General features: G+C 60.8%; 18 protein-coding genes. 7 read left to right on the forward strand and 11 right to left on the reverse strand.

Annotated elements, in window-relative coordinates; translation table 11 throughout:
- Positions 1 to 168: 168 nt before the first annotated feature.
- The 7 genes from ACVHNU_RS13470 to ACVHNU_RS13500 all read right to left on the reverse strand — a co-directional run bounded on the left by ACVHNU_RS13470 (position 169) and on the right by ACVHNU_RS13500 (position 5,347).
- Positions 169 to 717 carry a cytochrome b gene (locus ACVHNU_RS13470; RefSeq protein WP_473019970.1) on the reverse strand — a complete coding sequence of 183 codons (549 nt, stop codon included), beginning with the start codon at positions 715 to 717 and terminating at the stop codon, positions 169 to 171.
- 173 nt (positions 718 to 890) lie between these two features.
- A complete protein-coding gene (locus ACVHNU_RS13475; protein WP_473019971.1) occupies positions 891 to 1,469 on the reverse strand; it encodes a LysE family translocator in 579 nt (192 codons plus the stop codon).
- 68 nt (positions 1,470 to 1,537) lie between these two features.
- Positions 1,538 to 2,377 carry a helix-turn-helix domain-containing protein gene (locus tag ACVHNU_RS13480; protein WP_473019972.1) on the reverse strand — a complete coding sequence of 280 codons (840 nt, stop codon included), beginning with the start codon at positions 2,375 to 2,377 and terminating at the stop codon, positions 1,538 to 1,540.
- A 72-nt stretch (positions 2,378 to 2,449) separates the two neighbouring features.
- A complete protein-coding gene (gene arsH, locus ACVHNU_RS13485; protein WP_473019973.1) occupies positions 2,450 to 3,148 on the reverse strand; it encodes an arsenical resistance protein ArsH in 699 nt (232 codons plus the stop codon).
- Between the two features lie 12 nt (positions 3,149 to 3,160).
- Entirely contained in the window at positions 3,161 to 3,631 is a 471-nt protein-coding gene (locus ACVHNU_RS13490; protein WP_400505594.1) for an arsenate reductase ArsC, read from the reverse strand.
- A gap of 25 nt (positions 3,632 to 3,656) precedes the next feature.
- On the reverse strand, positions 3,657 to 4,004 hold the full coding sequence (locus ACVHNU_RS13495; protein WP_103484235.1) for a metalloregulator ArsR/SmtB family transcription factor: 348 nt from the start codon (positions 4,002 to 4,004) through the stop codon (positions 3,657 to 3,659).
- 458 nt (positions 4,005 to 4,462) lie between these two features.
- Positions 4,463 to 5,347, reverse strand: coding sequence for a LysR family transcriptional regulator (locus ACVHNU_RS13500; protein ID WP_473019974.1), 885 nt, complete (start codon positions 5,345 to 5,347; stop codon positions 4,463 to 4,465).
- Positions 5,348 to 5,480: 133 nt separating this feature from the next.
- Between ACVHNU_RS13500 and ACVHNU_RS13505 the strand changes: the two genes are divergently transcribed.
- Together ACVHNU_RS13505 and ACVHNU_RS13510 are read left to right on the forward strand one after the other, a co-directional pair.
- A complete protein-coding gene (locus ACVHNU_RS13505) occupies positions 5,481 to 7,148 on the forward strand; it encodes a GMC family oxidoreductase (protein ID WP_473019975.1) in 1,668 nt (555 codons plus the stop codon).
- A gap of 127 nt (positions 7,149 to 7,275) precedes the next feature.
- Positions 7,276 to 8,898, forward strand: a complete 1,623-nt coding sequence (locus tag ACVHNU_RS13510; RefSeq protein WP_003226027.1) for an MFS transporter — start codon at positions 7,276 to 7,278, stop codon at positions 8,896 to 8,898.
- 199 nt (positions 8,899 to 9,097) lie between these two features.
- On the opposite strand, the gene ACVHNU_RS13515 is transcribed toward ACVHNU_RS13510, so the two are convergent.
- The 3 genes from ACVHNU_RS13515 to ACVHNU_RS13525 all read right to left on the reverse strand — a co-directional run bounded on the left by ACVHNU_RS13515 (position 9,098) and on the right by ACVHNU_RS13525 (position 11,313).
- Positions 9,098 to 9,466: a DUF427 domain-containing protein gene (locus ACVHNU_RS13515; RefSeq protein ID WP_473019976.1), complete on the reverse strand. Its 369-nt coding sequence runs from the start codon at positions 9,464 to 9,466 to the stop codon at positions 9,098 to 9,100.
- A gap of 199 nt (positions 9,467 to 9,665) precedes the next feature.
- On the reverse strand, positions 9,666 to 11,072 hold the full coding sequence (locus ACVHNU_RS13520; protein ID WP_473019977.1) for a serralysin family metalloprotease: 1,407 nt from the start codon (positions 11,070 to 11,072) through the stop codon (positions 9,666 to 9,668).
- A 70-nt stretch (positions 11,073 to 11,142) separates the two neighbouring features.
- Complete coding sequence (locus ACVHNU_RS13525) at positions 11,143 to 11,313, reverse strand: hypothetical protein (RefSeq protein WP_226500169.1); 171 nt, start codon at positions 11,311 to 11,313, stop codon at positions 11,143 to 11,145.
- 38 nt (positions 11,314 to 11,351) lie between these two features.
- Between ACVHNU_RS13525 and ACVHNU_RS13530 the strand changes: the two genes are divergently transcribed.
- The 3 genes from ACVHNU_RS13530 to ACVHNU_RS13540 all read left to right on the forward strand — a co-directional run bounded on the left by ACVHNU_RS13530 (position 11,352) and on the right by ACVHNU_RS13540 (position 14,815).
- A complete protein-coding gene (locus tag ACVHNU_RS13530) occupies positions 11,352 to 13,283 on the forward strand; it encodes a DNA topoisomerase III (RefSeq protein ID WP_473019978.1) in 1,932 nt (643 codons plus the stop codon).
- A 187-nt stretch (positions 13,284 to 13,470) separates the two neighbouring features.
- Positions 13,471 to 13,974 carry a GNAT family N-acetyltransferase gene (locus ACVHNU_RS13535; protein ID WP_473019979.1) on the forward strand — a complete coding sequence of 168 codons (504 nt, stop codon included), beginning with the start codon at positions 13,471 to 13,473 and terminating at the stop codon, positions 13,972 to 13,974.
- 511 nt (positions 13,975 to 14,485) lie between these two features.
- Positions 14,486 to 14,815, forward strand: a complete 330-nt coding sequence (locus tag ACVHNU_RS13540; RefSeq protein ID WP_007966852.1) for a hypothetical protein — start codon at positions 14,486 to 14,488, stop codon at positions 14,813 to 14,815.
- A gap of 187 nt (positions 14,816 to 15,002) precedes the next feature.
- On the opposite strand, the gene cynR is transcribed toward ACVHNU_RS13540, so the two are convergent.
- Positions 15,003 to 15,881, reverse strand: coding sequence for a transcriptional regulator CynR (gene cynR, locus ACVHNU_RS13545; RefSeq protein ID WP_473019980.1), 879 nt, complete (start codon positions 15,879 to 15,881; stop codon positions 15,003 to 15,005).
- Positions 15,882 to 16,001: 120 nt separating this feature from the next.
- On the opposite strand from cynR, the gene cynS reads away from it, so the two are divergent.
- Together cynS and ACVHNU_RS13555 are read left to right on the forward strand one after the other, a co-directional pair.
- The gene (gene cynS, locus ACVHNU_RS13550; RefSeq protein ID WP_003226042.1) at positions 16,002 to 16,469 is read left to right on the forward strand and encodes a cyanase; all 468 of its coding nucleotides are present in this window, start codon (positions 16,002 to 16,004) and stop codon (positions 16,467 to 16,469) included.
- A gap of 80 nt (positions 16,470 to 16,549) precedes the next feature.
- Complete coding sequence (locus ACVHNU_RS13555) at positions 16,550 to 16,786, forward strand: DUF2790 domain-containing protein (RefSeq protein ID WP_473019981.1); 237 nt, start codon at positions 16,550 to 16,552, stop codon at positions 16,784 to 16,786.
- Positions 16,787 to 16,792: the final 6 nt, after the last annotated feature.

Here is a 16,792-nt window from a genome sequence, read left to right on the forward strand (position 1 = left end):
GCGAAGTACGATTGCGGCAACTTTCCCGTCCTGCCAGACGCCACAAAAACCTGTGGGAGCGAGCTTGCTCGCGAAGGCAGTGTGTCAGTCAGTGATGATGCCGGCTGACACGACGCCTTCGCGAGCAAGCTCGCTCCCACAGGGATTGGGGGTTGAAGGAGGTCAGGGTTATTCCGTGCGCCCCGGCAACATCCGCACCAGCGTGTTATCCCGCACCCAGTAGTGGTGAAACAGCCCCGCCGCCGCGTGCAAGCCGATCAGCCAGTAGCCGGCGCTGCCCAGCGTTTCATGCCAGTACTTGAGCTGTTTGGCGAAGTCCGGGTCGATGGCGACCGGTGCCGGAACGTGGAAGCCGAAGTACGGGAACGGTTTGTCGGCGGCAGCGAGCATCAGCCAGGCGAGGATCGGCGTGGCGATCATCAGCACGTACAACGCCAGGTGCATCAGGTGCGAGATGCCGGTCTGCCAGGCTGGCGGCTTCGGAGTGATCGGCGGGCGCGGGGTCAAGCGGCCGAGCAGGCGCACCCAGACCAGGACGAAGATGCTCGTGCCGAACAGGCCGTGGAAGCCCATCAGCAGGCCGCGCGCTTCGCTGCCCTTGGGCATGTAGCCCTTGATTTCGACACAGGCATAAACGCCGACGAACAGCGCCAGCATTAGCCAGTGCAGGGTGATTGAGAGTTTTCCATAACGGGTTACGGCGGTGTCGCGAGTCATAACGTGCCTCGTGATTGTCGTGAGCGAGGGTCTCATCGCAATGGCAGGGCGAACCGATTGCACCACCCTGCCCTCGCAGCCTCAAGACCCCCTGCAGATTGCCCGCTCATTATCGTCACTTCACCTGCAAATTTTGTGAAAAAAACCTCTGTTATCTCACTCAAACCATCGCCTCAGTTGTGCAGCAACGCAGCGGCGGATGACACCACCAGCAACACCGCCAGAATCCGGTTCAGCCAGCGCAACTGCGCCGGATTGCTCAGCCAGCGCGCCGCCCCACGCCCCAACAACGCCCAGACGCCGAGGCACGGCAACGACACCAGAAAGAACGCCAGACACAGCGCATTCAACCCCTGCCCCTGCGCGGTAAACACGCTGATCACGGCAATCGCCATGAACCACGATTTGGGGTTTACCCACTGCAAGAAGGCTGCGCCGATCAAACCCAGTTCAGTCTTGGTTTCCCCCGCTTCCGGGTCGATGGCGGTAACGGGGGCGTTGAAAATCTGCCACGCCAGCCACAGCATCCAGCCCATCCCCAGCGCACTGATCACCGGGCGCACACCGGGCAGCATCAGCGTACTGGCGCCAGCGCCGGCCACCCAAACCAACGACGCGGCACCCGCCCCCGCGCCGAGAATGATCGGCAGGCACGGCCGCCAGCCGCGTCGGGCGCTGGTGCTGAGGACGATGAGGTTGGTCGGCCCCGGGGTGATCGAGGCAACGAAGGCAAAGAGGATGAACGCAAGCATGGCACGGCCCTGTAGAAAGTCAGGGCCCACTGTGATGGTTGAGCAAGGTGACGGTCTTGAACGTTTGTTCAGCGTCCAAACGTGCCGATGGCGCGTTGCTGATAGGCGCCCGGCGTGATGCCGTAGGCACGCACGAACCAGCGGCCGAGATGGCTTTGATCGGCGAAGCCGAGGCGGCCGGCGACTTCCACTGGCTGCATGCCGGCGGCAAGCATCTGCCGGCCACGGCTCAGACGCAGCTGGATCAGCCACGCGTGTGGCGCGAGTCCATAGGCTGCCTTGAACGCGCGGGTCAGGCGAAAGCGGTCGGTGCCGCAGACGTCGGCCAGGGTTTGCAGGCTGATGTCCTGTTCGTGGTAGGCCACCAGGTAATCGCGTGCCTGCCGGGCGATCAGTGGCGCGCGGTTGGCAGTGGTCGGTTGCGGTCGCCGGTACAGATGAATCGCCAGTCGTTCGAGCAACGCATCCAGCGCCACATCGCGCACCATGCGCACGTCCTGCTGATGCAGCGCATTGAACGCAAACAAGGTGGCCCGGGCCAGTTCGGGATCATCGTTGAGCACACTGCCGATCCCCGGCAAGCCGCTGCCATAACTGCCCAGATGCAAACCGTCCAGCGCCTGCTCCAGCCATGCCGGTTGCAGGTAGAGCATGCGATAGGTGAAGCCGTCCGGGCTGGGCGCATCACCGTCATGGATGTCGCCGGGTTCCAGCATGAAAACCTTGCCCGGCGTGCTGTCATGCCGCGCCCGACGGCTGTTGAAGCGCTGCACGCCCTGCTCGGTGAAGCCGATCAAATACGTTTCATGCCAGTGCGGATCGTAGGCGTGCGCGTGCCCGGCGAAATGCGCGTGCAGGGTTTCGATGCCGGTTTCCCGGTCGCGGGCAAGGTCGATCCAGTTGCTCATGGCGTGCGTACAGTGGTGGGCTGGGGCCAGTAATCCACAATTGGCGGGTTGAGGCTAGAAGGTTTGTGCATTTCAGATCGAGCGTTGATTGACCCGCGCCATCAGTTGCTCGGCACTTTCCTTGCGCTCGGAATAGCGATCCACCAGAAAATCCTGGCGCTCGCGCAGCAGCACGGTGAACTTCACCAGCTCTTCCATCACATCGACCACGCGATCATAGAACGGCGAAGGTTTCATGCGCCCCGCCTCGTCGAATTCCGTGAACGCCTTGGGCACCGAAGACTGATTGGGGGTGGTGAACATGCGCATCCAGCGCCCCAGCACGCGCAGTTGATTGACCACGTTGAACGACTGCGAACCGCCGCAGACCTGCATCACCGCGAGAGTTTTGCCCTGCGTCGGACGTACCGCGCCGAGCTCCAGCGGAATCCAGTCGATCTGCGCCTTGAACACCGCAGACATCGCGCCGTGGCGTTCCGGCGAACACCAGACCTGACCTTCCGACCACAACACCAGCTCGCGCAGTTCCTGCACCTTGGGATGGTCGACCGGGGCGTCGTCCGGTAACGGCAGACCGGACGGATTGAAGATGCGCGTCTCGGCACCGAAGTGCTCCAGCAAGCGTGCGGCCTCCTCCACCAGCAGACGGCTGAAGGAGCGTTCGCGGGTCGAGCCGTAGAGCAGCAGGATGCGCGGTTGATGTTCGTGCGAAGGTGGCGTGTTCCGGCCTTCGAACAAGGTGTGATCAAGATTGGGCAGATGCTCTGACATATGTCCTCCGGCTCAGAGGGAGCCGATGCGATCCAGTTCGCGCTGAAGCTCAACGCGGCTGAGTGTTTTGAAAGGAAGACCGAGGAAGGTTGCGCAGCGGCGCTCGATGATCGCCACGGTGGCACGGAACGCCGCATCCACTGCCGCCTCATCACCAATCACATCGGAGGGATCTTCCAGCCCCCAATGGCATTTGATCGCCGGCCCGAAGTACACCGGGCAGGTTTCGCCCGCAGCCTTGTCGCAGACGGTGATGACGATGTCCGGCGGGTTGCCTTCGAAGGCGTCGTTGCCCTTGCTGTACAAACCGTCGATAGCGATACCAGCCTGTTGCAAAGTCGCCAGGCTGCGTGGTAACACCTGGCCCTTGGGGAAACTGCCGGCACTCACAGCCTCGAAACCCTCGCGTGCCAGATGATTGAACACGGCCTCGGAAAGGATGCTGCGGCAACTGTTGGCCGTGCACATGAACAGGACACGCATGGATAGCTCCGGGAATATTTGAAGTTCAGCAGCACGCGGTTTCGCGGGCAGGACGACCATCCATGTTGTGCAGGCGACAGGCATTGTCCTTGAGCCAATCGGTGTTGGCCGTGGCCGTGACCTTGAGGATCTGCCGAACCCAATCCGGCAGATCCGGGTTGAGCCGGTAATAGACCCACTGGCCCTGACGGCGATCAAGCAACAACCCATTGCTGCGCAGTTGCGCGAGGTGGCGGCTGATTTTCGGCTGGCTGTCGTCGAGGGCGCACATCAGCTCGCAGACACACAGCTCACCCTGCTCGGCAATCAGCAAGGTGGCGCGGACACGGGTTTCATCGGCCAGGCTTTTGAACAGTTCGGTGGGGGTGAGCATGGGGGCGGGCTCGAACATATGGAAAACCGAATATACGGATATCCATATATTATTCAACCCCGGATTCAAGCCACATCGCAGAACCCCCTGTGGGAGCGGGCTTGCTCGCGAAGACGTAGTGTCAGTCGATTCCTATGTCACAGACATACTGCTTTCGCGAGCAAGCCCGCTCCCACTGGGGGATTTGTGTGGGCTGGACTATCCGCGCAACAGCCCCTGCTCCGCTTCGCACAACCCCACCACATAGTCCCAGACTACCCGCAGCCTCACCGATTTGTGCAGCTCGCGCCGGGTACTGATCCAGTAACTGCGCTCGATGCTTTCATCCGGCAACAACCGCAGCCCCCTGTGGGAGCGGGCTTGCTCGCGAAGGCGTAGTGTCAGTCGATACCTATGCCACAGACATACCGCTTTCGCGAGCAAGCCCGCTCCCACTGGGGGATTTTTGTGGGGTGGGACTATCCGCGCAGCAGGCCCTGCTCCGCTTCGCAAAGGCCGACGACATAATCCCAGACCACCCGCAGCCGCACCGATTTGTGCAGCTCGCGCCGGGTGCTGATCCAGTAACTGCGCTCGATGCTGTCATCCGGCAACAACGCCACCAGATCCGGGTCCGACGCGGCCATGTAGCAAGGCAGCACGGCAATGCCCAATCCCGAGCGCGCCGCTTCCTGCTGGGCGATGACGCTGGTGCTATGGAACACCACGCGCGGGCTGCGGCAGAAGCTGTTGAGGAACATCAGTTCCTGACTGAACAACAGATCATCGACATAACCGATCCATGCATGCCGCGCGAGGTCTTCGCGGCTGCGCAACGGCGGCGCGTTGTCGAGGTAGCGTTGGCTGGCGTAGAGCGCCAACCGATAGTCGGTGAGCTTGCGCGTGACCAGCATGTCGGCGGCCGGGCGCTCCAGATGAATGCTGATTTCCGCCTCGCGGTTGAGGATGCTGACGAAGCGCGGCACGGCGACCATTTCCACTTCCAGCCCCGGATAGCGTTCGAACAGGCCGATCATGCGGCTGGCGAGAAACTTGATACCCAGCCCCTCAGTGACGCCGACGCGGATCTTGCCCAGCGGCGCGGTGGACTGGGTGATTTCTTCCTGAGCCAGCAGCGCGACGTTTTCCATGGCTTCGGCGTGCTTGAGCAGCGCCTCGCCTGCCGGGGTCATTTCGTAGCCTTGGGCGTGCTGGACGAACAGCGCGGTGCCGAGGCTCTTTTCGATGGCCTCGATATGACGGGCCACGGTGGCGTGAGTGGTGTTCAGACGCCTGGCAGCGGTGAGCAGGCGGCCGCTGCGTTGCAACTCCAGAAAGAACCGCAGGTCGTTCCAGTCGAACATGGGGTGTCCTTGTCAGCTATCGTCAATCCAGGCTGTTTGAAAACGCACAGCGGCTGCGCAAAAACTAACATTCTTTTGACGAAAGCTAACAACTAGAGTGTCCGACAATAAAAACAAAAAGCGAGGTCAGGGAATGCAGACTTCCCTTGAAGAATACGACTACATCGTGGTCGGCGCCGGCCCTGCCGGGTGCTTGCTGGCCAATCGACTGTCGGCGGATAAACAGCAGCGGGTGTTGCTGCTCGAAGCCGGCGGACGCGACAACTATGCGTGGATTCACATTCCCGTGGGTTACCTGTTCTGCATCGGCAACCCGCGCACCGACTGGTGCTTCAAGACCGAGGCGCAACCCGGCCTGCAAGGTCGCAGCCTGAGCTACCCACGCGGCAAAGTGCTCGGTGGCTGCTCTTCCATCAACGGCATGATCTACATGCGCGGCCAGGCCGGCGACTATGACGGTTGGGCCGCCGAGGGCAATCCGGGCTGGGCCTGGAACGACGTACTGCCGCTGTTCAAACAGAGCGAAAACCACTTTGCCGGCGCCGCTGAATTTCACGGTGCCAAGGGTGAATGGCGCGTCGAGCAACAGCGCCTGTCGTGGCCGATTCTCGACGCGTTTCGCAGCGCCGCCGAGCAGAGCGGCATCGCCAGCATCGACGACTTCAATCAGGGCGACAACGAGGGTTGCGGCTACTTTCAGGTCAACCAGAAGGCCGGGGTGCGCTGGAACGCGGCCAAGGCCTTTCTCAAACCGATTCGCGAGCGGGCCAATCTGACGGTGCTGACCGGGGTTGAAGTGGATCGCGTGCTGCTGGAAAACGGTCGCGCATCGAAGGTCAGCGCCCGTCACGAAGGCCAGGTGAAAAGCTTCAAGGCGCGCAAGGAGATTGTGTTGTGCGCCGGCGCCGTAGGTTCGCCGAGCATTCTGCAACGCTCCGGGATCGGTCCGCGTCCGTTACTGGAACGCCTCGGCATAGGGGTGATTAATGAGCTGCCGGGGGTCGGCGGCAATCTGCAGGATCACCTGCAACTGCGCGTGATCTATAAACTGCAGAACGCCCGCACCCTGAATCAGATCGCCGGCAGCGTGTGGGGCAAGATGGGCATGGGCCTGCGTTATCTGTATGACCGCAGCGGGCCGCTGTCGATGGCGCCGAGTCAGTTGGGCGCGTTTGCCCGCTCAGGGCCAGAGCAGACTTCTGCCAACCTTGAATACCACGTGCAGCCGCTGTCGCTGGAGCGTTTTGGCGAGCCGCTGCACAGCTTCCCTGCATTCACCGCGTCGGTGTGTGATTTGCGTCCGCAGAGCCGGGGTCGCATTGAAATCCGCTCGGCGGATCCGCAGGAGGCACCGCTGATTCAACCCAATTACCTGAGCCATCCCGAAGATTTGCGCGTGGCCGCGGATGCGATCCGCCTGACCCGCCGCATCGTCAGTGCCCCGGCCCTGCAAGCGTTCAAACCGGTGGAGTATTTGCCCGGCGACAGCCTGCAAAGCGAGGAACAACTGCACGAAGCGGCGGCGCGAATCGGCACGACGATTTTCCATCCGGTCGGCACCTGTCGCATGGGCAATGACGCTGACGCGGTGGTCGATGCGCAACTGCGCGTGCATGGCGTGCCCGGCCTGCGCGTCGCCGACGCCTCGATCATGCCGCGCATCACCTCGGGCAACACCTGTTCGCCTACGCTGATGATTGCCGAGAAGGCGGCACAGCTGATCCTTTCAGGACCAGTTCACAGCCCCAGTGTGGGAGCGGGCTTGCTCGCGAAAGCGGAGTGTCAGTCCCCCATGATTTGACTGACATAGCCCCTTCGGGAGCAAGCCCCCTCCCACAGGAATCAACAGCAGACTCAAGGCATCACGCAGTACCCGGACACGCAACACCAGTGGAACAACAAAAACAATCACTGTGAGGGATTTCGATATGTCAGAACACGCTCAGCCGCTGGACGCCGCGAGCGGCGCCAGCACCAGCAATGCCACGCAGAAAGTCATCTTCGCCTCGTCTCTGGGGACGGTGTTCGAGTGGTATGACTTTTTCCTCTACGGCGCCCTCGCGGCGGTGATCAGCAAGCAGTTTTTCGCCGGAGTCAACGACACCACGGCGTTCATCTTCGCGCTGATGGCCTTCGCCGCCGGGTTTATCGTGCGGCCGTTCGGGGCGCTGGTGTTCGGTCGGTTGGGGGACATGATCGGGCGCAAATACACCTTCCTCGCCACCATCATCCTGATGGGTATCGCCACGTTCTGCGTCGGCCTGTTGCCGACCTACGCCAGCATCGGCATTGCCGCACCGATCATTCTGGTGGTGCTGCGCATGCTTCAGGGCCTGGCGCTGGGCGGTGAATACGGCGGCGCCGCGACTTACGTGGCGGAACACGCGCCAATCGGCAAACGCGGCTTCCACACCAGCTGGATTCAGTCCACTGCAACCCTCGGCCTGCTGCTGTCGCTGCTGGTGGTGCTCGGGTGCCGTTACTTTACCGGCGATCAGTTCGAAGTCTGGGGCTGGCGTATTCCGTTCCTGCTGTCGATCGTGCTGCTGGGCATTTCCACCTGGATCCGCCTGAGCCTGCACGAGTCGCCGGCGTATCTGAAAATGAAAGAGGAAGGCAAGGCATCAAAAGCACCGATCCGTGAATCCTTCGGCAAATGGGAGAACCTCAAAGTGGTGCTGATCGCCTTGTTCAGCATCAACGCCGGGCAAGCGGTGACCTTCTACGCCGCGCAATTCTACGTGCTGTTCTTCCTCACCCAGTTTCTGAAAATGGACCCGGCGGTAGCCAACACCCTGCTGATCATCAGCGTGGTGATCGGTGCGCCGTTCTTCATCATTTTCGGCTGGCTGTCGGACAAGGTCGGGCGCAAACCGGTGCTGATGCTCGGCCTGCTGCTGGCGACGGCGCTGTACTTCCCGATTTTCAAATCCCTGGCGCACTATGCCAACCCGGCAATCGATCAAGCCAGCCGTCAGGCACCGATCACCGTGCTGGCCGATCCGGCCACCTGCACCTTCCAGTTCGACCCGGTGGGCAAGGCCAAATTCGACAGCCCGTGCGACAAGGTCAAGACCTTCCTGGTCAAGCAAGGCCTGCCCTACTCCAGCGCCGCCGCCCCGGCCGGCAGCGGCGTGCAAGTGAGCGTCGGTGACGTGAAGATCGACGGCTACGACGAATCCGCCCTGCGCGGCGCCGTCACCCTCGCCGGCTACCCGCAACAGGCCGACCTGCAACAGATCAACAAGCCGATGATCGTCGCCCTGATCGTCGCGCTGATCATCATCTCGGCCATGTGCTACGGACCGCTGGCGGCGCTGATGGTGGAACTGTTCCCGACCCGCATCCGCTACACCTCGATGTCCCTGCCGTATCACATCGGCAATGGCTGGTTTGGTGGATTCCTGCCCACCGTGTCATTCGCGCTGGTGGTGTACACCGGGGATATTTTCTATGGGCTGTGGTACCCGGTGCTGATTACCGGGGTGAGCCTGGTGGTGGGGATGATCTGTTTGCGTGAGACCAAGAATATCGATCTGGACAAGAACTGATTCCAGATCAACTCAGCTTACCTGTGGCGAGGGAGCTTGCTCCCGCTCGACTGCGAAGCAGTCGCAAAACCTGTAACCGTGGTGTATCTGATGCACTGTAATTGCAGGGTTTAGGGTCGCTTCGCAACCCAGCGGGACGGTGCGACGATTCGACAAGCTCCCTCGCCACAGGTGATTTACTCGGTCACAGACTTGCGTGTCAGGCTTCAGCCTTGATCACTTCAAACTTCACCTGATCCGCATAAAACGCCACATAATTCTTGATCGCATCGACCGAGATTTTCGGTTTCTCGTACGTCCACACCGCGTTCGCCCCCTCATGCCCCGGCACCTGCAGGCTGAAGTAATTGGCATCGCCCTTGTACGGGCAATAACTGGTGTGGTCAGTGCGGGCGAAGTATTTCTCGTCGATGTCCTCGCGGGGCACGTAGTACACCGCCGGGTAGTTGGCCTCATGGAGAACCAGCACATGAGAGGACGCCGCGACCTGGATGCCGTGGAATTTCACCAGCAGGCAACCGGAGAGTTCTTCGAGGGTGATGACGGGGTTGAGGCCGGTGGTGCTCATGGGGGTTTCTCCAGGGACAAATGAACTGTGGCGAGGGAGCTTGCTCCCGCTGGGCTGCGTAGCAGACCCAAATCCGGAAATCGCGCTGCATCAGGTATAACGCGATTTCAGGTTTTGCGACGGCTTCGCCGCCGAGCGGGAGCCAGCTCCCTCGCCACAGGACAACACTTGCCCTGCATCGGTGTCAGTCAGGATCAGCTCAAACCACGATATCAGTCGCCAGCGCCTGCCCCACCACACCAACGGCAAAGTCGATCTGCCCCTGCCCGGTCAGATCAACCAGCAGCGTGGTCTGACCGCCCTGCGCGTAGTAAGTCAGGATCGCATCGCCCGCATGGCCGGTGAAAGCATTGACGAAGTTCAACGTGGCCGCGCCCGTGGCGAAACCGGCGATACCCGAGATGTCGATCTTGTCCACGCCGCTTTTGAAATCCATGATCCAGTCCGGCTGGTTGTTGGTCGAATCGCTGGCTGCACCGAACACAAAGGTGTCTGCACCCTCGCCGCCCCACAACGTATCACCGCCGCCGCCACCGTAGAGAATGTCGTTGCCGGCACCGCCATGCAGAACGTTGACGGCCGAGTTGCCGATCAGCAGGTCATTGCCCGAACCGCCAACTGCATTTTCCACGGTTACGCCATAGGCAATCGATACGTTGCCGACCAGCCCGCCAACGTCAGAGAACGAACCCTCATTGAGGTTGATCTTCTGGTTCTGGGTGAAGCCGGAGAAGTTCAGCGTATCGTTACCGCCACCGTCCCACACTGAGAACACAACTTTCGACGCCGCCGACGTAGCGCTGTAGAAATCGCGGCCGGCGTTGGAGCCGAAACCGTAGGTGGTGTCATCGGCGCGGGTTGCGTAGTTGGCACCGTAGAGTTTCTGCACCGCCACGATATCGTCCAGCAACGGCGCGGAGGCGTAGGCGCCGCTGCCGTCCTTGCTGAAGTTCTGGTCGGTATTGGCTTCGCTCCAGTAGCTCATCAGGCTGTAGCCACGGGTGTCTTCGGCGTACTTGGCGTCGTTGTAGGTCGGGTTGCCGTTGCCGGCGTTGTAGGCGCCCGGGTGCGACAGGCCGAGGGTGTGGCCGATTTCGTGAGTCAGGGTCTGACGCCCGTAGTTGTTGGTGTCCGGGGTCTTGTTGACCTGATACTGGTTGTTGATCAGGTACCACGACTGGCCATCGTAGCTGCCGCCGCTCGGCAGGTAGGCGAACGCCGCGCCGCCGGTGCTGACATCGTAGTTGCCGAAGGTCATGTGACCGTCGCCGCCCGTGCCTTCAGTGAAGGTCACCTTGGCCACATCGGCCCACGATTGCATCGCCAGTATGGCTTGGGCCTTTTGCTGCGCGCTGAACTGGCTGAAATTGCCGAGGTTCGGGTTGTAGTTCGCCGGTTTTTCGGTGAGGAAGGTGTAAGTGAGAGAGATTTTGCCGTCACCGTTCTTGTCGTGCCACGACAGGTTTTTGCGCAGGATTTCGTCAGCTGCCTGGTCGGCGGTAAACGACGGTTTGCCGTTCACCAGGCCGACGCCACGGTCGTACAAGTGGCTGAAGGCATTCACTTCGTCATAGGCGCTGCTGGTTTTCGCTTTGGCTTGAGCCATGGTGGGACTTCCTTGTTTCAGAGTGGTCAGTGCGTTCGGACCGTGGCGATCTTCTGGCGAGATCGTCCTGTCACTCGCGTTTCTTGAAGGCCCGACGAACCTGCCATGCCCGGCAAGCGCGGTGCCATTCGATTTCTCGATAGTCGCCCGCGCCGTCCCGGTAATACCGGTCATTCCCGGCAATGTTTTTATCTGTATATCCATACAGATAAAAGTTGCCCCGGGCGCGAACTCCGGCCATTCTGTGCACCTCCAGTGAACTGATTGACGACGGTGGTTATGCGGCTGTACCTCTGTGAAAAACCTTCCCAGGCCAAAGACATTGCGGCCGTGCTGGGCGCCAAGCGCCGGGGCGACGGTTGTTGGCTGGGAACGGACGTCACGGTGACCTGGTGTATCGGCCACCTGCTGGAAACAGCCCCGCCGGATGCCTACGACGCGCGCTACAAGCGCTGGGTGCTGGCGGATCTGCCGATCATTCCCGACAAGTGGAAAATGACCGTAAAGCCGCGCACCGCCAGCCAGTACAAGGCGGTCAAGCGCCTGTTGGGCGAGGCCAGCGAACTGATCATCGCCACCGACGCCGACCGTGAGGGTGAGATGATTGCCCGGGAACTGGTCGAGCACTGCCGCTATCGCGGGCCGATCCGTCGCCTGTGGCTGTCGGCGCTGGATGAAGCGTCGATCCGCAAGGCCCTGGCCGCACTGAAGCCGGGAGCGGAAACCTTCAGCCTGTATCACTCGGCGCTGGGACGCTCCCGCGCGGACTGGCTGATAGGTATGAACATGAGTCGCCTGTTCACGTTATTGGGCCGTCAGTCCGGCTATCAGGGTGTGCTGCCCGTCGGCCGGGTGCAGACGCCGACACTGCGGCTGGTGGTGGATCGCGACCGCAGCATCGCCGATTTCGTGCCGGTGCCGTATTGGGCGATCGATGTGCAACTGCTGCACGACGGCACGCCGTTCACTGCACAATGGCGTGCGCCCTCCGACGTTTGCGACGATCAGGATCGCTGCCTGAATCAGGCGTTGGCGCAGCAAGCGGCGAATGCGATCAGCAATGCGGCCAGCGCACGGGTGGTGAAATTGCGCACCGAGCGCATGCGTGAAGTGGCACCGCTGCCCTTCGATCTGGGCACCCTGCAGGAAGTCTGCTCGAAGAAACTCGGTCTCGGCGCCCAGGAAACCCTCGACATCGCCCAGGCGCTGTACGAAACCTACAAGGTCATCACCTACCCGCGCAGCGATTGCGGCTTCCTGCCGCTGAGCCAGCACAGCGAGGCGCCGGGGATACTCGCTGCACTGCGTCAGGCCGACTCAAGCCTCGAGGCGCTGAACGGTCACCTCGACCCGCAACGCCGCTCACGGGCGTGGAACGACGCCAAGGTCAGCGCCCACCACGGCATCATCCCCACCGCGGCGGCGAAAAATCTCGAGCGTTTGAGCGGTAAGCACCGGGCGGTCTACACCCTGATTCGCGCGCGCTATCTGGCGCAATTTCTGCCCAACCACGAATACGATCGCACCCAGGCCGATTTCGATTGCGCCGGTGAAGCATTGCGCGCCGTCGGCAAGCAGATCATCGAACCGGGCTGGAAACGCGCCTTGCCCGAAGCCCTCGCCCCGGCCAAGGGTCGTGAAGCGCCAGCACCGCAAACCCTCCCGGCACTGAGCCAGGGTATCGATTGCGCCGTGGCCGGCGTGAACCTCAAGGATCTCTGGACTCAGCCGCCCAAACCCTACACCGAGGGCGATCTGATCAAGGCGATGAAGAACGTCGCCAAGCTGGTGGAAGATCCGCTGCTCAAACAGAAACTCAAGGACACCACCGGCATCGGCACCGAAGCCACTCGCGCCTCGATCATTCAGGGCCTGCTGGACCGCGGTTATCTGCTGAAAAACGGCAAGGCGCTGGCCGCGACGCCTGCAGCCTTCAGCCTGATCGACGCCGTGCCCCGGGCGATTGCCGACCCCGGCACTACCGCCATCTGGGAACAGGCGCTGGACATGGTGCAGAGCGGCGAGATGAGTCTGGAAGAGTTCGTCACCAAACAGGCGGCGTGGATGAGCAAGCAGGTCAGCCGCTGTTCTGCACTGAGCCTGACCATCAGCGGCCCGCCACCGGCCGGCAAGGCTGCGGCGCCGTGGAAGAAGAAACGCAAATCGGCGCGCAGCAAAACCGCCAGTGCAACCAAGCGTACCGCCAAATAACTCAAACCTGCTGAGCTCCTGTGGCGAGGGAGCTTGCTCCCGCTCGGCTGCGCAGCAGTCGCAAAACCTGCAACTATGGTCTATCTGAAACATCGCGATTGCAGGCTTTAGGGCCGCTTCGCGCCCCAGCGGGAGCAAGCTCCCTCGCCACAGGGTTCTTAAGTCTCCCTTTTGGAGTTCATTGACCATGCCCACCATCGAACTGCTAGCCGCCCACCGCGACGAACTGCAAACCATCGAAAACCTCATGCAGTTCTACATGTACGACTTCAGCCAATGGCTACCACTGAAACTTGGCGAACATGGCTTCTTCAGCATTCAGCAGAAGGACGATTACTGGCGCAATCCGGCCACCCAACCGTTCCTGATCCGCGTCGACGGTGAACTGGCCGGTTTCGTGACTGTGGATGATGAAACCCACATCGACGGCGCCGAACACAACATCGGCTACTTTTTCCTCGCCCGACGCTTTCGTGGCCAAGGCGTCGCGCAGTTTGTCGTCTCTGCCCTCTTGAGCCGTCTGCCGGGTCGATGGCAGATTTTCCATATCGACGCCAACCTGCCTGCACAGCGTTTCTGGGCCGGGCTGATCCCGCAATTGAGCGGTGGCGAGTTCACCCGCCAGCAGCGCTCGGTAGACGGTTACCCCTGCACCTTCTACGTCCTGAACGTCCCCGCTTCAGTTGCCTGAACGAAACTTTTCTCATTCCAAAACAGCTTTGTCCGACAATATGTAGTGAACAAAAATAATCACTACAAAACCGTTGACGGCACCGTTTTGCTTTTGCATGATGAAGACGTTCCCCGATCGGGAACATCAGTAACACGCTTGAGCAAACTCGTCTGACCGCCGAGTTGTTTTTTCCGGATACACGCTGCCCACAAGGCAGATTGAAGAAGCTGACCTGGCCTGAACGTCCAGTACAAGGACGAGAAGCGCTGGCGAAAATTCTCAAGACGCTTGTGGCCGACCCTGAAAACGTCGTCAAGGAGCCTCCCGGTTTTCGCTGCTTCTCCTCGTTGTGACGCTATTGCGTAGCAGTTATTCAACACGACTACATGCAACAGACGCATGACCCCGTACTTCTCACGGGCGACCGCTGACGTCCTGGTTTCGGTGCCAGGGATCAACTAACCGATGGGCTACCTGTATTAGCGAATCAACTTTGAAAGATCACCAGACTGGTCAAGGGGCAAACATCATGAATCTGAACAATCAACCTACTATCGAAGAACTGGCTCGTATGTTCGCTGCGCAAAAAGACAGCCACGACAGCCACATTCTCTGGATCAGCAAGTCGGGTCAGGTGCATATCGACTGCCTGTCGCCCCACGCTGGTGAAGAAGAATTCGATCGCAGCAACCAGAACCTGCTGGCCCGCCTGAAGATGTACCGCCGCGGCCACGGTTATGTCGGCAAAAAAGCTGCGGCCGACAAGGACTTCATCGGCAATGTGCTGCAGACGCTGAAACAGGCGTGGGACTCGATGCAGAACAAGAATGAAGTTCGGGTGATTGATCGGTTCTACTGAGTTACAACTTCAATAAATAAAAGGGCCTGCTTCCAAAAGAAGCAGGCCCTTTTTACATCTGCGAGTCACCATATAACCCTGTGGGAGCGGGCTTGCTCGCGAATGGGCCGTGTCAGTCACCATCATCTCAACTGAGACACCGCTTTCGCGAGCAAGCCCGCTCCCACAGGGGGGACTGTATCGTTGGTTAGATTTTCGTTTCCAGTACCAGATTCATAAACGCCATCGCCGCCGCACTGTGGTAATTATTGCGCCGCCGCAACAACGCCGCCCCGCGCTGCGGCGCCTCGTTCTCGACCCGCAGCCGGCGCAAAGCCCGGTCTTCGGTGGCAATCGCCTCCGGCAACATCGTCGCCATTGGCGAATGGCGCACTACCTCGAGCAATGTGCTCACCGAGTTCACCTCGATCCGCACCTTCGGCGTAATCCCCTGCTGACGAAAATACTCATCAATCGATAACCGGGTAATGAAGTCTGACGCCAGCAAGGCGAAATCCAGCTGCGCAAGATCACTCGCCGTCAGCACCGATGTGCTCTCGTACAACGGATGCTCGCGGCCGATCATGATCCCCAGGGTTTCGGTAAACGCCGGAATGCACTCGATGTCCGGGTGGCGCACCGGGGTAAAGGCAATCGCGATGTCCAGCGAGTCATCCGCCAGCCCAGCCTCGATGTCGTCCATCGACAGTTCGAAAATCTGCAAATGAATACCCGGATAGCGCGCCGCGAAATCGCGCACCAACGGCCCGACCAGATAGGCCATGAAGGTCGGGGTCATGGCCAGACGCAAGCTGCCACGGGACAGATCCTTCACGTCATGCAACGCCCGCTTGCCCGCCTCCAGCTCCACCAGCACCCGCCGCGCACATTCGATGTAGGCCTCACCGGCATCGGTGGGCTTGACCGTGCGTGAGGTGCGATCGAACAGGTTCACCCCGAGGCTTTCTTCCAGTTGGCGGATCTGTTGCGACAAGGTCGGCTGCGACACATGCAACGCCTCCGCCGCCCGGGTGAAGCCGCCGTGGTCGGCCACGGCCAGCAGATAACGCAAATGTCGCAGCAACATGGTATTCACCATCTATAGGCAGGGCTTATGCATTGCATTGTATATCGGTCTTGGACGCTATGGATCAATCGGCAGAAGATTGCTCCCACACAGCAAGCCAACCCTGAAAGGAGTGACACCATGCAACAGTCCCACGCCTACAACGATGCCAGCCTGGCCCTGACCACCCGCATTCTCGACATCAAGGCACGCAAAGGCCTGTCGTGGCAGGATCTGGCCGACGACACCGGCCTGAGCCTGGCCTACGTCACCGCTGCCCTGCTCGGCCAGCACCCGCTGCCACAAACCGCCGCGCAAGTGGTTGGCGACAAACTCGAGCTGGACGCCGACGCCGTTGCCGCCCTGCAGATCATCCCGCTGCGTGGCAGCCTCAGCGGCGTGCCGACCGACCCGACCATCTACCGCTTCCACGAGATGATCCAGATCTACGGCACCACCCTCAAAGCCCTGGTCCACGAGCAGTTCGGCGACGGCATCATCAGCGCCATCAACTTCAAACTCGACATCAAGAAAGTCGAAGACCCGGAAGGCGGCTCCCGCGCCGTGGTCACCCTCGACGGCAAGTTCCTGCCCCTGCGTCCGTTCTGATCCGCCTGGCCCGCCCCGAGGGGCGGGCCACACCAACACTTTCATTGCAACCGTTCCCCAATACGTCTGGAGGCTGCCCCATGCAAAAAATTCTGCTGGCCCTTGCCCTGCTTGTCGGCCTGTCCACTCAGGTTCATGCCGATGAAGATGCCGTGGCCTACCACTACGGCATGCACCTGGACATCGCCGAAGTCGTGAGCATTACCCCGGTTGCCGACGTCTGTGGCGTGGTGCCGGTGGAGATGACGTATCTGGACAGCAATGGCGACAAACACATTCTTCAATACAGCGAATTCGGCAACGGTTGCTCGAACTAAGAGGAC

This window comes from Pseudomonas sp. Ors-4-3C (assembly GCF_055755035.1).

Bases quoted from the DNA above. Each gene is read 5' to 3' on its own strand.
- ACVHNU_RS13470 (WP_473019970.1), bottom strand. From the start codon at position 717: ATGACTCGCGACACCGCCGTAACCCGTTATGGAAAACTCTCAATCACC.
- ACVHNU_RS13475 (WP_473019971.1), bottom strand. From the start codon at position 1,469: ATGCTTGCGTTCATCCTCTTTGCCTTCGTTGCCTCGATCACCCCGGGG.
- ACVHNU_RS13480 (WP_473019972.1), bottom strand. From the start codon at position 2,377: ATGAGCAACTGGATCGACCTTGCCCGCGACCGGGAAACCGGCATCGAA.
- arsH (WP_473019973.1), bottom strand. From the start codon at position 3,148: ATGTCAGAGCATCTGCCCAATCTTGATCACACCTTGTTCGAAGGCCGG.
- ACVHNU_RS13490 (WP_400505594.1), bottom strand. From the start codon at position 3,631: ATGCGTGTCCTGTTCATGTGCACGGCCAACAGTTGCCGCAGCATCCTT.
- ACVHNU_RS13495 (WP_103484235.1), bottom strand. From the start codon at position 4,004: ATGCTCACCCCCACCGAACTGTTCAAAAGCCTGGCCGATGAAACCCGT.
- ACVHNU_RS13500 (WP_473019974.1), bottom strand. From the start codon at position 5,347: ATGTTCGACTGGAACGACCTGCGGTTCTTTCTGGAGTTGCAACGCAGC.
- ACVHNU_RS13505 (WP_473019975.1), top strand. From the start codon at position 5,481: ATGCAGACTTCCCTTGAAGAATACGACTACATCGTGGTCGGCGCCGGC.
- ACVHNU_RS13510 (WP_003226027.1), top strand. From the start codon at position 7,276: ATGTCAGAACACGCTCAGCCGCTGGACGCCGCGAGCGGCGCCAGCACC.
- ACVHNU_RS13515 (WP_473019976.1), bottom strand. From the start codon at position 9,466: ATGAGCACCACCGGCCTCAACCCCGTCATCACCCTCGAAGAACTCTCC.
- ACVHNU_RS13520 (WP_473019977.1), bottom strand. From the start codon at position 11,072: ATGGCTCAAGCCAAAGCGAAAACCAGCAGCGCCTATGACGAAGTGAAT.
- ACVHNU_RS13525 (WP_226500169.1), bottom strand. From the start codon at position 11,313: ATGGCCGGAGTTCGCGCCCGGGGCAACTTTTATCTGTATGGATATACA.
- ACVHNU_RS13530 (WP_473019978.1), top strand. From the start codon at position 11,352: ATGCGGCTGTACCTCTGTGAAAAACCTTCCCAGGCCAAAGACATTGCG.
- ACVHNU_RS13535 (WP_473019979.1), top strand. From the start codon at position 13,471: ATGCCCACCATCGAACTGCTAGCCGCCCACCGCGACGAACTGCAAACC.
- ACVHNU_RS13540 (WP_007966852.1), top strand. From the start codon at position 14,486: ATGAATCTGAACAATCAACCTACTATCGAAGAACTGGCTCGTATGTTC.
- cynR (WP_473019980.1), bottom strand. From the start codon at position 15,881: ATGTTGCTGCGACATTTGCGTTATCTGCTGGCCGTGGCCGACCACGGC.
- cynS (WP_003226042.1), top strand. From the start codon at position 16,002: ATGCAACAGTCCCACGCCTACAACGATGCCAGCCTGGCCCTGACCACC.
- ACVHNU_RS13555 (WP_473019981.1), top strand. From the start codon at position 16,550: ATGCAAAAAATTCTGCTGGCCCTTGCCCTGCTTGTCGGCCTGTCCACT.